The sequence below is a fragment of the Ruegeria pomeroyi DSS-3 genome, assembly GCF_000011965.2.
In the GTDB taxonomy this organism is placed as follows: Bacteria; Pseudomonadota; Alphaproteobacteria; order Rhodobacterales; family Rhodobacteraceae; genus Ruegeria_B; species Ruegeria_B pomeroyi.
In genome coordinates this window covers 1,923,397-1,937,775 of sequence record NC_003911.12, presented here as the reverse complement: position 1 = coordinate 1,937,775, position 14,379 = coordinate 1,923,397, and the positions used below count along the sequence as shown (strand labels likewise).

Below are 14,379 nucleotides of genomic sequence, written 5' to 3'. Positions count from 1 at the left end.
TCGCTCAAGGGCTTCCATCGGCCTGGCTTTGCAAGTGTCCGCCGGTCGGTGCTGGCCGGGAAATCTGCGCCGCGTTTCCACCGGGCATTTGCCTGCGCTCACCGATCGCGCCGAGCGGATCCGGCTGTGAGGGTCTAGCCGCTGAGGGCGCGCCAGATCAGGTTGGCGCCCAGCACCACGAAAAGCACGATGAGCGCGCGGCGGAACAGGGCCGGATCGGCACGGTGGCGCAGGCGCTCACCCAGGGCAAAACCCACGAAAGTGGGCACCAGCAACAGAGCGGACAGGCCCAGACCGCGCGGATCGGCGTGACCAGCGGCGAGATAGGAAAGCATCAGCGGCAGGCTGCCGGCGGCGATGAGCAGACCGCTGGCCTGCACAAACTCGTCCCTTGGGGCGCGGCGAGCGCTGAGATACATGGCCATCGGCCCGCCCCAGCCGGCGGTCAATCCGCCGATCACGCCGGTCAGCGTGGCCCAGATCACCTCGATCAGCCCGGCATGGCGGTCGGGCAGCGGGGGCACCCGGCGCAGGCTGTCGAGCAGCGCGTAAAGCAGCAGGATCGCCCCCAGCGCCCCCGTCAGCAACCGGTCGCCCGCATCGCGGCTGAACCAGGCGGTCAGCCCGACCGACAGGCCCAGCACCAGCGCGAACCGGCCATAGCGGCGGATCAGCGCCGCCAGTGAGCCGCCCCGCCCCATCTGCCAGAGATTGCTGAGCAGCATCGGCATCAGGATCAGGGTGATCGCCATGCGCGGATCGGTGCCCAACGTCAGCAGTGCCAGCGACACGGTGGGCAGGCCCAATCCGATGAAACCCTTGATCGTGCCCGCCAGCAACAGCACCGCACAGGCGAAAAGCATCAGATCAAACGTGGTCATGGCGCCTCTCTTCCTAGTCCCGGACGGGCCGGCGCCCGACAAGAGCCGCGTGCAGACGCCCTGTCAAGGCCCGGCCGATCACGGGCGCGTTGGCGGGCTGCGCAGCTTATCCCGCCAGCAGCTCGCGCGCCAGCATCCCCAGCCCCAGGCACAGGCAGAGCAGCACCAACAGGCGCTGGAACTGCGCATCGGTGATGCGGCGAAAGGCGAAGATCCCAGCCTGCGCCGCCAGCACCCCGGCGGGCAGCACCACGGCAAAGGCCACCCAGACTTGCGCCTCGTAGGCGCCACGCAGGGCAAGCCCGGCAACGGTGAACAGCAGGATCGAGAAGTTATAGCTTTGCAGCACCGCCCGGGTCTCGGCGCGGGGCCAGGCGCGCATCGACAGCCAGATGGTCGGCAGCACGCCCGAGAGCGAGGCAAAACCGCCCAGAATCCCGCCGACAAAACCCAGGGCCCGGTCGACCCAGCGATACTGCCCTTCAAGGCGGGGCAAGGAGCGGCGCAAGCCGAAATAGCCGCCATACAGCACCAGCACCGCCGCGATGATCCGGCGCAGTACCGCCGGATCGACCCAGTCAAGCAACATCAGCCCAAGCGGAACGCCCAGAATGCCAGGCAGCGTGAAACGCAGCCAGCGACGCGGATCGGAGCTGAGCACCGCACGCGAGATCCACAGCCCCTGCACACCGGCCAGCACCGCCAGAAGCGCAGTCAAGGCGACCGCCGAAACCGGGTCCAGCACCACCAGAAAGAAACCCAGCGCAAAGAGCGAGGTGCCCATGCCCGCCAGCCCGTTGACGAAACCGCCGGCCAGACCGCCAAGCAGCACATAGATGACGGTCTCGATCTGCATCCGGTCTGTCCCCCTGCCCTGCCCCGTGCCCTATCGCGGCACCGGGCAAGGGTCAACGCCGCTCTATCCGGCCAGTGTTGGCAGCCATAGGACGATTTGTGGGAAGGCGACGAGGAGGGCGATGGTTACGGCGTCGGCGACGAAGAAGGGCATCACGCCGCGGAACACGTCCTGTACGCTGAGATCCGGGCGCACGCCGGCCACGACGAAGCAGTTGAGCCCGATCGGCGGGGTGATCAGGCAGAACTCGGCCATTTTCACCACCAGGATGCCGAACCAGATCGCGCACATCGGGCCCGACATGCCGAATGCGCTGTCGGCGGCGCTGACCGCCTCGCCGCCGTTCAGCGCCATCACCGCCGGATAGACCACCGGCAGGGTCAACAGCAGCATGCCGATCGCATCCATGAACATGCCCAGCACCGCATAGGCCAACAGGATGCAGACCAGGATCAGCATCGGCGACATCTGCAGGCTGGTGATCCAGTCCGAGAAGGCGCCGGGCAGGTCGGCAAAGCCCAGGAAGCGCACATAGATCAGCACCCCCCAGATGATGGTGAAGATCATCACCGTCAGCTTGGCCGTCTCCAGCAGCGCGCTCTTGAACTCGGCCCATTTCATGCCCCTGAACACCGCCATGCAGAACACCACGAAGGCCCCCAGCGCGCCGCCCTCGGTGGGCGTACCCCAGGCATCGCCGCCAAAGGGGTTGTAGACAAAGGAGATGATGATCACGACCACGAACACGATGGGCAGCGCGCCCGGCAGCGATGCGAACCGCTGCCGCCAGGTGAAGCCGGTCACCGGCGGGCCCACCGATTTGAACACCACCGCGATGCCCACGATCAGCGCCACATAGATCACCGCGCTGAAGGCGCCGGGCACAAAGCCCGCCAGCAACAGCTTGCCCACATCCTGTTCCACGATGATCGCATAGATCACCAGGATCGCCGAGGGCGGGATCAGCGAGGCCAGCGTGCCCGCCGCCGCCACCACGCCGGCCGCAAAGCGCTTGTTATAGCCGATCGCCAGCATCTCGGGGATGGCGATGCGGGCAAACACCGCCGAGGTCGCCACCGATGCCCCGGACACCGCGGCAAAGCCCGCGGTGGCAAACACCGTCGACACCGCCAGCCCGCCCGGCACCCAGGCCATCCAGCGCTTGGCCGCCTCGAACAGCGCCCGCGTCAGCCCGGCGTAATAGGCCAGGTATCCGATCAGGATGAAGGTCGGGATCAGGCTCAGCGCCTGGCTCGACACCTTGGAATGGGGCACCTGCCCGGCGGTCTTGACCGCCACCGTCAGCGCCTTGCCAAAGCGGTCGGGGTCATAGCCGAACTTGGCCCAGAAGATCCAGACCAGCCCCACCAGCCCCGCCAGCGCGGCGGCAAAGGCCACCCGCATGCCGGTCAGGACCAGAACCAGAAGGCCGCCGGTGACCCAGAGGCCGATATCGATACTATCCATTGTCATGCCCCGCCAATTGTTCCGCCTCGGCCGCCGCCTGGGCGGCCACGTCCTGGATCAGCGGCACCGCCACCGGCGCCTCGAGCCCCAGCACAAAGGCCCGCCCATAGCCCCAGACCTGCAGGCCCAGACGCAGGCACAGCACCGAAAACGCCACCGGCGCCAACAGCTTGGACGGCCAGAGCGGGATGCCGATATCGATCGAGCTGTCGCGGCTCCACAGCGGCGCCCCCATATCAAAGGCCCGCAGGAAATGCGCCCAGCTGCCCCAGACCAGCAGCATCATCAACCCCAGGATCAGCAGCACCGAGACCAGCTCGAACAGCCACAGCGCCCGCCCCTTGAGCTGCCCGATGACCAGGTCCATCCGGATATGGCCGCCCTCGCGCTGCACAAAGGCGATCCCCATGAAGGCGATCAGCGGCATCGCCTGCTCGATCCAGTCCACATAGCCCGGCAGCGGCGCGTTCATCGCGTTGCGGCCGCCCACCGAGACCACCGCCAGCAGCATCAGCGAAAACACCGCCAGCCCGCTGATCAGCGCCAGACCCCGTTCCAGCCGCAACAGCGCCCGGTCCAGCCGGCTCAGCGCGCTGCCGTCCTGCAATACTGATGCATGCCCTGCCATGGCAAAGCCTCCCTAGATTCCGGATCGGAAAGAAAAACGGGGCCGGACGACAACGCCCGGCCCCTGTCGCGGCCTCAGCTGCCGCGCGCCGCCTTCAGCGTCGCATGCACCAGGTCCAGCAGCTCCTGCCCCGGCAGGCCCTGCGCAGTCATGTCCTCGACCCATTTGGCGCTGATCGGGCCGGCCACCTTGGCGCGGAACTCTTCCAGCACCGCGTCCGAGATCATCACCTTCTCAACGCCCTTCTCGGCCAGCACATCGTCCCACTTCTTCAGCAGGGCGCCGTAATTGGTCAGGTAATGGGCAATCGCCTCGTCCACCGAACTGTCCAGCGCCGCGCGCTCGTCATCGCTCAGCGCCTCATAGGCGTCGATATTGACCACCACCGGGCAGTTCACCGTGCCCGGGTTCAGGTTGGCGGTCCACCAGTCGGCCTTGTTGATGGTGCCAAAGCTCAGATGCGCGTGCTGGGCAAAGGCCACCGTGTCCACAACACCCGATTCCATCGCGTTATAGGCCTCGGTCGCCGGCACCGAGGTCGGCACCCCGCCCACCGCCGAGAAGGCCGCGCCCAGACCGCCGGTGGCGCGCACCCGCATGCCCTCGAACTCGGCCAGCTCGTCGCGCGGCGCGCCGGTGCCCACCAGGTTGTACTGCGGCATCGGCGAGGTCATCAGCAGCCTGGCGTTCCACTGCGCCATCTCCTGCTGCGCCGCCGGATGGGCATAGACCGCGTTCGAGACCGCCACTTCCTCGGCCAGCGTGTTCACCCCCAGAAACGGAAGCTCCAGCACCGTGATCGCCCGGTTCTTGTCCGCATGATAGCCCGCACAGAACTGCGCCATCTCAAACGCCCCGATCGAGATCCCGTCCAGGTTCTCCTTCGGCTTGGACAGGCCGCCATAGCTCACATTGATGGTGAACGCGCCCCCCGTCTTCTCGCTCACCAGCTCCGCAAGCTTCTCGACATGCTCCGTAAACGCACGACGCTTACCCCAAACCGACACATTCCATTCAGTGGCTCCAGCCTCCCCCACAAACGATACCGTCAGCGCGGCCGCAACGGCGCCGCTCAACATCTTGTTCATCAAGTCTCTCCCTATGCTACGGCCCTTCCTCCCGGACCGCTTGCCGTCAGGCTAGCGCCAACGGCCAACGGTGCCAAGCCCGCAGGTTCCGAGTCGCCGCGCGCAGCCTGATTGCCCCGGCGGCAGCCTCCCCGAAACATTATGTCACACCCGGAATGCGGGTTTCGCGTGACCCGGGAACCCCAAGTTGGTCACGACCGTCTGCCGGGCCTGGATAATTCCTTGACAGGGATGCGGTCTGATTTTCATTGAATTTTTACGAAGATCCATCAGAAAATTTACAACCAACACGAAATCTATCAAAAAACTTTACAATCAATCCTTTGTTTTACAGCTGTTTATTTCTTTCTTTTCAGATTTCGCTATGATCTGCGCAGGGTTGGAACGCGGATCGACAACACCCATGCGAATGGGTGAAAACGGTCGCAATGAAATCAGTGAGAGGGAGGAGCCTCATCCATGTCACCAGCAGCTCAGACCGAGACCAAGCTCTATGCGCCATCCGCCGACACCGTGGCACGTGCGCATGTGAATGCGGACACCTATGACCGGATGTATGCCGCCTCGATGGCCGATCCCGAGGGGTTCTGGGCCGAGCAGGGCAAGCGGGTCGACTGGATCAAGCCCTTTACCCAGGTCAAGGACGTCAACTACAACTTCGGCGAGGTCTCGATCAACTGGTATGCCGATGGCACCCTGAACGTCGCGGCCAACTGCATCGACCGTCACCTGGCCACCCGGGGTGATCAGACCGCGATCATCTGGGAACCGGACTCCCCCACCGAAGCGGCCAAGCACATCACCTATAAGGAGCTGCACGGCTCGGTCTGCCGGATGGCCAACATCCTGGAGAGCCTGGGCGTGCGCAAGGGTGACCGCGTCGTCATCTACCTGCCGATGATCCCCGAGGCGGCCTATGCCATGCTGGCCTGCGCCCGTATCGGCGCCATCCATTCCATCGTCTTCGCCGGCTTCTCGCCCGACGCGCTGGCCGCCCGGGTCAACGGCTGCGACGCCAAGGTGGTGATCACCGCCGACGAGGCGCCGCGCGGTGGCCGCAAGACGCCGCTGAAATCCAATGCCGACGCCGCCCTGCTGCATTGCAAGGACACGGTCAAATGCCTGGTCGTCAAGCGCACCGGTGGCCAGACCACCTGGATCGCCGACCGCGACTTTGACTATAACGAGATGGCGCTCGAGGCGTCGGATTACTGCGCCCCCGCCGAGATGGGCGCCGAGGATCCGCTGTTCATCCTCTACACCTCCGGCTCGACCGGCCAACCCAAGGGCGTGGTGCACACCACCGGCGGCTATCTGGTCTATGCCGCGATGACGCATGAGATCACCTTCGACTACCACGACGGCGACATCTACTGGTGTACTGCCGATGTGGGCTGGGTCACCGGCCACAGCTATATCGTCTATGGTCCGCTGGCCAATGGCGCCACCACGCTGATGTTCGAGGGCGTGCCGACCTATCCCGACGCGGGCCGTTTCTGGGAGGTCTGCGCCAAGCACAAGGTCAACCAGTTCTATACCGCCCCCACCGCCATCCGCGCGCTGATGGGTCAGGGCACCAGCTTTGTCGAAAAGCACGACCTGAGCGATCTGCGCCTTCTGGGCACCGTGGGCGAGCCGATCAACCCCGAGGCCTGGAACTGGTACAACGAGGTGGTGGGCAAGGGCAAATGCCCGATCGTCGACACCTGGTGGCAGACCGAGACCGGCGGCCACCTGATGACGCCGCTGCCGGGCGCCCACGCGACCAAGCCGGGGGCGGCGATGAAGCCCTTCTTTGGTGTGGTGCCGGTGGTGCTCGACCCGCAATCGGGCGTCGAGATCAGCGGCAACGGGGTCGAGGGCGTGCTGTGCATCAAGGACAGCTGGCCGGGCCAGATGCGCACCGTCTGGGGCGATCACGAGCGCTTCCAGAAGACCTATTTCGCCGATTACAAGGGCTATTACTTCACCGGTGACGGCTGCCGTCGCGATGCGGAAGGCGATTACTGGATTACCGGCCGCGTCGATGACGTGATCAACGTCTCGGGTCACCGCATGGGTACCGCCGAGGTCGAAAGCGCGCTGGTCGCCCATGCCGCCGTGGCCGAGGCCGCCGTGGTGGGCTACCCGCACGAGATCAAGGGCCAGGGCATCTATTGCTACGTGACCCTGATGAACGACCGCGAGCCGTCGGACGAGCTGATGAAGGAGCTGCGCAGCTGGGTGCGCACCGAGATCGGCCCGATCGCCAGCCCGGACGTCATCCAGTGGGCGCCCGGCCTGCCGAAAACCCGTTCGGGCAAGATCATGCGCCGTATCCTGCGCAAGATCGCCGAGAACGACTTCGGCTCGCTGGGTGACACCTCGACCCTGGCCGATCCCTCGGTGGTCGATGACCTGATCGCCAATCGCGCCGGCAAGTAAGGGGATGGACATGGACGCTGCCACGATGACCACCCCCGCCGTTCTGATCCTTCTCGGCCCTCCGGGTGCCGGGAAGGGCACCCAGGCCCGCATGCTGGAAGAAAAGTTCGGGCTGGTGCAGCTATCGACCGGCGATCTGCTGCGCGCCGCCGTGGCCGCCGGAACCCCCGCCGGCAAACAGGCCAAGGCGGTGATGGAGGCGGGTGATCTGGTTTCCGACGAGATCGTCATCGCCATCCTGCGCGACCGGCTGGCTGAACCTGACTGTGCCAAGGGCGTGATCCTCGACGGCTTTCCCCGCACCACCGTGCAGGCCGAGGCGCTGGACACGCTGCTGTCCGAGAGCGGTCAGCGCATCAACGCCGCCATCAGCCTCGAGGTCGAGGACGGAGAGATGGTGACCCGCATTTCGGGCCGCTACACCTGTGGCGGCTGCGGCGAGGGCTATCACGACACGTTCAAGCAGCCGGCCGAGGCAGGCAAATGCGACAAGTGCGGCGGCACCGAGATGAAGCGGCGCGCCGATGACAATGCCGAAACCGTGGCCAGCCGGCTCGAGGCCTATCACGCGCAGACCGCGCCGCTGATCGCCTATTACGACGGCCACGGCGTGCTGCAACGGATCGACGCCATGGGAGAGATCGACGAGATCGCCCAGGGCCTCGCCACCATCGTCAAGGGGGCGATGGCCTAGGCGGGAAAGACCGGGGCGCGGCCCGCGCCGCCCCCACCCCCCGTACGACAATTCTGATGGACCGCCCTGGCGGACCGGAGGAGTCATGCCCGCCACACCCGGCGGGACTTAAGGAGTGAGACCGTCCGGACCGCAGCCGGGCATCTCAGGAGGAAGCAAGGAGGACCCGCGATGGCGGACCACAGCACAACCTCCGCACAGGCCAGCGATGCCCAGGCAGGGTATTGGAAGGCCAATGTGCGGATCATTCTCATCAGCCTCGTGATCTGGGCGCTGGTGTCTTTCGGGTTCGGCATCGTGCTGCGCCCCATGCTCAGCGGCATCGCCGTGGGCGGTACCGATCTGGGCTTCTGGTTTGCCCAGCAAGGCTCGATCCTGGTGTTCCTGGCGCTGATCTTTTTCTACGCCTGGCGCATGAACAAGCTCGACGCCGAATTCGGCGTGGACGAGGAGTAATCAGCCATGGATCAGTTTACCATCAACCTGCTGTTCGTGGGCGCCTCGTTCGCGCTCTATATCGGCATCGCGATCTGGGCCCGCGCGGGGTCCACGTCGGAATTCTACGCCGCCGGGCGCGGCGTGCACCCGGTCATGAACGGCATGGCCACCGCGGCCGACTGGATGTCGGCGGCCTCGTTCATCTCGATGGCCGGTCTCATCGCCTTTGTGGGCTATGACAACTCGACCTTCCTGATGGGCTGGACCGGCGGTTACGTGCTGCTGGCCCTGCTGCTGGCGCCCTATCTGCGCAAGTTCGGCAAGTTCACCGTGTCCGAGTTCATCGGCGATCGTTTCTACAGCTCGACCGCGCGCCTGGTGGCCGTGATCTGCCTGATCGTCGCCTCGGTGACCTATGTGATCGGCCAGATGACCGGTGTGGGCGTGGCCTTTGGCCGCTTCCTCGAAGTGTCCAACACCACCGGCCTGCTGATCGGCGCCTGTGTGGTGTTCGCCTATGCGGTGTTCGGCGGCATGAAGGGCGTGACCTATACCCAGGTTGCCCAATATGTCGTTCTGATCATGGCCTATACCATCCCGGCCGTGTTCATCTCGCTGCAACTGACCGGCAACCCGATCCCGGGCCTGGGCCTGTTTGGCGAGCATACCGCCAGCGGCGAACCCCTGCTGGCCAAGCTGGACGCGATCCTGAAAGAGCTGGGCTTCTCGGAATACACCACCCATAACGGCGACACGTTCAACATGGTGCTGTTCACCCTGTCGCTGATGATCGGCACCGCCGGTCTGCCCCACGTGATCATGCGCTTCTTCACCGTTCCCAAGGTGTCGGACGCGCGCTGGTCGGCGGGCTGGGCTCTGGTGTTCATCGCCCTGCTCTATCTGACCGCCCCTGCTGTGGGCGCCATGGCCCGCCTGAACATCACCGACATGTTCTGGCCCAATGGCACCGATGGCGAGGCCGTCACCATCGAGCAGATCGAAACCGACCCGCGCTATGACTGGATGGCCAACTGGCAGAAAACCGGCCTGCTGGGCTGGGAAGACAAGAACGGCGACGGCAAGATCCAGTATTACAACGACAAATCCGACGCCATGGCCGCCAAGGCCGCGGAAAAGGGCTGGGCCGGCAACGAGCTGACCAACTTCAACCGCGACATCCTGGTTCTGGCCAACCCGGAGATTGCCAACCTGCCCGGTTGGGTGATCGGTCTGGTCGCCGCCGGTGGTCTGGCCGCCGCGCTGTCCACCGCCGCCGGTCTGCTGCTGGCGATCTCCTCGGCGGTCAGCCACGATCTGATCAAGGGTTCGATCAATCCGAACATCTCGGAAAAGGGAGAGCTGTTGTCGGCACGGATCGCGATGGCCGTGGCCATCGGGGTGGCGACCTATCTGGGTCTGAACCCGCCGGGCTTTGCCGCGCAGACCGTGGCACTGGCCTTTGGCCTGGCAGCGGCCTCGATCTTCCCGGCGCTGATGATGGGGATCTTCTCGAAGAAGATCAACAACAGCGGCGCGGTGGCTGGCATGCTGGCCGGTCTGGTCGTGACCCTGCTCTATATCTTCCTGCACAAGGGCTGGTTCTTCATCCCCGGCACCAACTCCTTCACCGATGCCGACCCGCTTCTGGGCACGGTCAAGTCGACCTCGTTCGGCGCCATCGGTGCGGCGGTCAACTTCGGCGTCGCCTATCTGGTCGCCGGCATGACCAAGGAGACCCCGCAGGAAATCAAGGACCTGGTCGAAAGCGTGCGCATCCCCCGAGGCGCAGGCGCAGCTCAGGATCACTGAGATGCAAGGCGGCCCGCACTCCCTCCCGATTGCGGACCGCCTTTACTGACCATGTCCCGCCTGGCCCTGTCCCGGCGGGACTTTTTCATTCAAGACCCGGTGCTGACCCATGCCCCTTACCCCTGACCAGATCACCCGTTTCCTGAAATCGGTGCACCCCTATGATGCGCTGCCGCTGGAAGAACTGGAGCGGATCGCCACCCGGCTGGACGCCTGGGAGGTAGAGCGCGATTTCGCCGTCTACGATCTGGGCGAAAAGCTTCCGGGCCTGTTCATCGTCTACGAGGGCCAGATCGAGATCCGTGATGAAAACGGCGCGGTGGTCTCACACCTTGGCCTGCGCAATTCCTTTGGCGAGCGTGGACTGATGCGCGACGGGCACGCCGTCACCTCGGCCCGCGCCGATGCCCATTCGGTGCTGCTGGTGCTGCCGCCCGATCTGTTCTCGGACCTCATGGCCGCCCATCCGGTGGTGGCGAAATTCTTCAACCGCGCCCGCGCGCCGCGCCCACAGGTGCAAAGCCTCGCCACCAGCCGGGTCGAGACCCTGATGGCCCGCGATCCTGCCACCTGCGCGCCGGATACCACGGTACAGGCGGCGGCGCAGGAGATGCGCGCGCGCTCGATCTCTTCTCTCTGTGTCTGCGAAGACGGTGCATTGGTCGGCATCCTTACCCAGCGCGATCTCTCGGGCAAGGTGGTGGCCGAGGCGCGCAGCCCCGATACCCCGGTCGATCAGGTGATGACCCCTGCCCCGCTCACCCTCGCCCCCTCGGCCATCGGATCGGACGTGCTGCACGCGATGATGGAGCGCCATATTGGGCATATCCCGATTGTCGAGGCCGGGCGGCTGGTGGGCATGGTCACCCAGACCGATCTGACCCGGTTCCAGGCGGTCAGTTCCGCCGAACTGGTGAGCCGCCTCGCCCGCGCCACCAGTGCCGCTGAGATGGCCGAGGTCACCGCCGAGATCCCGCGCCTGCTGGTGCAGCTGGTCGCCGGCGGCAACCGGCACGAGGTGGTCACCCGCCTGATCACCGATATCGCCGACACCGCCACCCGCCGCCTGCTGGCGCTGGCCGAAGAGAAGCTCGGGCCGCCACCGGTGCCCTATCTCTGGCTCGCCTGCGGCAGCCAGGGCCGGCAGGAACAGACTGGCGTGTCCGATCAGGACAATTGCCTGATGCTGGACGACGCGGTGACCAAGGCCCAGATGCCTTACTTCGGTGAGCTGGCGCAGTTCGTCTGCGACGGGCTCAACACCTGCGGCTATGTCTATTGCCCTGGCGAGATGATGGCCACCAACCCGCGCTGGTGCCAGCCGGTGCGGGTCTGGCGCGACTATTTCCGCGGCTGGATTGCCAAGCCCAACCCCGAGGCGCAGATGCTGGCGAGCGTGATGTTCGACCTGCGTCCGATCGGCGGGCATCAGGCGCTGTTCACCGATCTTCAGGCCGAAACCCTGCGGGCGGCGCGAGCCAATTCGATCTTTGTCGCGCATATGATCTCGAACTCGCTGAAACACACGCCGCCCCTGGGGCTGTTGCGCGGTTTCGCCACCATCCGTTCGGGCGAGCATCGCAATACGCTCGACCTGAAACACAATGGCGTCGTGCCAGTGGTCGATCTGGGCCGCATCTATGCGCTACAGGGCGAATTGACCGAGGTCGGCACCCGCGCCCGGCTCGAGGCCGCCGAAGCGGCGGGCGTGCTCAGCGCGTCGGGGGGGCGCGATCTCAAGGACGCCTATGACCTGATCGCCGAAACCCGGCTGGAGCATCAGGCCGCGCTGGTGCGGCGCGGCGAGGCGCCGGACAACTATCTGGCGCCCACATCTTTGTCGGACTTTGAGCGAAGTCATCTGCGCGATGCCTTCGTGGTGGTAAAGACGATGCAATCGGCAGTGGGCCATGGCAAGGGCATGCTGAGCTGACCGGCGCGCGGGCAGAGATTTTTCGACGAAAAATCTTGCCCCTGCCGCACGGTTGGCCCCCTGGAAGGCTGGAGGAGAAGAGGCGATGTTTCTGGAACTGATCGGAACCCTGGTGGCGGGTCTGGCCATGGCTGGCGTGGTGATGGCGCTGAACCGGCTGTTGGGCGGGCGGCTGCCGCGCTGGCTGGCGCCGGTGGCCGCCGGCTGCGGCATGATCGGCGTGACCATCGCCAGCGAATACGGCTGGTACAGCCGCACCCGCGCCGCCCTGCCCGAGGGCATGGTGGTGATCGAAACGGTCGAGAGCCGCGCCCTCTACCGTCCCTGGACCTATCTCGTTCCTTATGTCGACCGCTTCGCCGCGCTGGATTCCACCAGCCTCAAGACCCATCCGGGTCAGCCCGGCCAGCGCCTCTTCGATCTCTATTTCTTCGGCCGCTGGGCCGCGGTGAACCGCCTGCCGGTGCTGGTCGATTGCGACAGCCTGCGCCGCGCCAGCCTGGCCGATGGGGCCGAGTTCGCCGCCGATGGCAGCGTCGCGGGAGCAGACTGGCGCCGCCCGCCCGCAGGCGACCCGGTCATTCAGGCCGCCTGCGAGGTGTGAGATGCTGACCGGTTTGAGCCTGCGCCTGCGCATCTTTCTCTTCTTCTGCCTGCTGGCGGCGGGCGGGCTGGCGGTGGTGCTGGGCGCACTCTGGCTGGCCTATTCCCGCGCGGGCACTCCCGAATTGCTCGATGCCTTTGTGCTGGCGGCGCTGAGCGCGGGCTTCGGCCTGCTGGCGCTGGTGGCCGGCGTCTGGCTGCTGTTCGACGAAAACATCGCCAAACCGATCGAGCGTCTGTCGGCCAGCATGCGCGCCCGCGCCCATGCGGGCGTGGCGGGCGATCTCGACCTGCACGCGGCCCGCTATCTTGGCGATCTGGCGCCCGCTGCCGCCGGGCTTGCGGGCCAGCTCAGCAGCAGCGCCATGGACACTGCCGCCGCCGTGGCGTCAGAGACCGCGCATCTGGCCGCCGAGACCGCGCGGCTGACCGCGCTGTTGACCGAGATCCCGGTCGCCATGCTGCTGGCCAACCCCGCCCATCAGATCGTGCTTTATGACGGGCAGGCGGCGGGCGTTCTGGCGCAGATAGCCCATCCCCGTCTCAACGCCTCGCTGTTTGACTATTTCCAGCGCGCCGGGCTTGAACGCGCCTATGCGCGGCTGGTCAAGACCGGGCTGGAGCAAAGCTGCACCCTGACCGGCACCGACGGCGCGCAAAGCTATCAGGCGCGAATGAAACCGCTGGGTGACGCGCCGGGCTACATGCTGATCCTCGACGAGGCCAGCAGCCGCATCGCGCCCGAGGCGGCGCGCCCGCTGGTCTATGATTTCGACCTTCTCAACCAGCCCGCCGAGGCGGCGCTGGAGGCGCGCGCACTGGACAGCCTGGTCTTTGCCGTCTTCGACACCGAGACCACCGGGCTCCTGCCGCACAAGGACGAGATCGTGCAGATCGGCGCGGTGCGGGTGGTCAAGGGGCGGATCGTGCCGGGTGAGCGGATCGACCAGCTGGTCGATCCCGGCCGCCCGATCCCGCCCGCCTCGACCCGGGTGCATGGTGTCTCCGACGCGATGGTCGCGGGCGCCCCGGATATCGTGGCCGCCGCGCGCCAGTTCCACCAGTTCGCCCGCGACGCGGTGATCGTGGCCCATAACGCGCCCTTCGACATTGCCTTCCTGCGCCGTCACGGGCCGCGTTGCGGGCTGGACTGGGATCACCCGATCCTCGACACGGTGCTGCTCTCGGCGGTGCTGTTCGGCGCCAGCGAGACCCACACACTGGACGCGCTTTGCGACCGGCTGGGTGTCACCATTCCCGCGCCTTTGCGCCATACCGCCCTGGGGGATGCCCAGGCCACCGCCGAGGTGCTGTGCCGGATGCTGCCGATGCTGCGCGCGCGCGGGCTCGACACGTTTGGCGCGGTGATCAGCGAAACCCGCAAACACGGGCGGTTGATCGAAGATCTGAACTGATCCGGTCGCGACCCGGCCGCCATGCGGCGCAATTCTAACATCAAAAACGCATATTTTGGTGTTTTGCTGCGGGCATGAACCGAAAACCCGATCTCTCGACCGCCGATATTCAGGCGATCCCCGGCATGGACAATCCCGCCCCG

General features: G+C 65.9%; 12 protein-coding genes. 7 read left to right on the top strand and 5 right to left on the bottom strand.

Annotated elements, in window-relative coordinates:
- Positions 1-134: 134 nt before the first annotated feature.
- From SPO_RS09250 to dctP, 5 genes are all read right to left on the bottom strand, one after another.
- Entirely contained in the window at positions 135-881 is a 747-nt protein-coding gene (locus SPO_RS09250) for a sulfite exporter TauE/SafE family protein (protein WP_044028196.1), read from the bottom strand.
- A 106-nt stretch (positions 882-987) separates the two neighbouring features.
- A complete protein-coding gene (locus SPO_RS09245; RefSeq protein ID WP_011047550.1) occupies positions 988-1,737 on the bottom strand; it encodes a sulfite exporter TauE/SafE family protein in 750 nt (249 codons plus the stop codon).
- A 63-nt stretch (positions 1,738-1,800) separates the two neighbouring features.
- Positions 1,801-3,204, bottom strand: a complete 1,404-nt coding sequence (locus tag SPO_RS09240; RefSeq protein ID WP_044028194.1) for a TRAP transporter large permease — start codon at positions 3,202-3,204, stop codon at positions 1,801-1,803.
- Entirely contained in the window at positions 3,197-3,832 is a 636-nt protein-coding gene (locus SPO_RS09235; protein WP_011047548.1) for a TRAP transporter small permease subunit, read from the bottom strand. Before SPO_RS09235 ends, SPO_RS09240 begins: the two co-directional genes overlap by 8 nt.
- A 74-nt stretch (positions 3,833-3,906) precedes the next feature.
- The gene (gene dctP / locus SPO_RS09230; protein WP_044028192.1) at positions 3,907-4,920 is read right to left on the bottom strand and encodes a TRAP transporter substrate-binding protein DctP; all 1,014 of its coding nucleotides are present in this window, start codon (positions 4,918-4,920) and stop codon (positions 3,907-3,909) included.
- A gap of 459 nt (positions 4,921-5,379) precedes the next feature.
- Between dctP and acs the strand changes: the two genes are divergently transcribed.
- The 7 genes from acs (at position 5,380) to SPO_RS09195 (ending at position 14,236) form a co-directional block, all read left to right on the top strand.
- Positions 5,380-7,344 (top strand): acetate--CoA ligase, encoded by a 1,965-nt coding sequence (gene acs / locus SPO_RS09225; protein ID WP_011047546.1) that lies wholly within the window; start codon positions 5,380-5,382, stop codon positions 7,342-7,344.
- A gap of 10 nt (positions 7,345-7,354) precedes the next feature.
- Positions 7,355-8,038 carry an adenylate kinase gene (locus SPO_RS09220; RefSeq protein ID WP_030003208.1) on the top strand — a complete coding sequence of 228 codons (684 nt, stop codon included), beginning with the start codon at positions 7,355-7,357 and terminating at the stop codon, positions 8,036-8,038.
- Between the two features lie 171 nt (positions 8,039-8,209).
- Positions 8,210-8,494 carry a DUF4212 domain-containing protein gene (locus SPO_RS09215; RefSeq protein ID WP_011047544.1) on the top strand — a complete coding sequence of 95 codons (285 nt, stop codon included), beginning with the start codon at positions 8,210-8,212 and terminating at the stop codon, positions 8,492-8,494.
- A 6-nt stretch (positions 8,495-8,500) separates the two neighbouring features.
- Positions 8,501-10,285 (top strand): sodium:solute symporter family protein, encoded by a 1,785-nt coding sequence (locus SPO_RS09210; protein ID WP_011047543.1) that lies wholly within the window; start codon positions 8,501-8,503, stop codon positions 10,283-10,285.
- 109 nt (positions 10,286-10,394) lie between these two features.
- Positions 10,395-12,218, top strand: coding sequence for a DUF294 nucleotidyltransferase-like domain-containing protein (locus tag SPO_RS09205; RefSeq protein WP_011047542.1), 1,824 nt, complete (start codon positions 10,395-10,397; stop codon positions 12,216-12,218).
- A gap of 85 nt (positions 12,219-12,303) precedes the next feature.
- Positions 12,304-12,822, top strand: a complete 519-nt coding sequence (locus SPO_RS09200; RefSeq protein ID WP_044028190.1) for a hypothetical protein — start codon at positions 12,304-12,306, stop codon at positions 12,820-12,822.
- 1 nt (position 12,823) lies between these two features.
- Positions 12,824-14,236, top strand: coding sequence for a 3'-5' exonuclease (locus SPO_RS09195; RefSeq protein ID WP_011047540.1), 1,413 nt, complete (start codon positions 12,824-12,826; stop codon positions 14,234-14,236).
- Positions 14,237-14,379 lie beyond the last annotated feature (143 nt).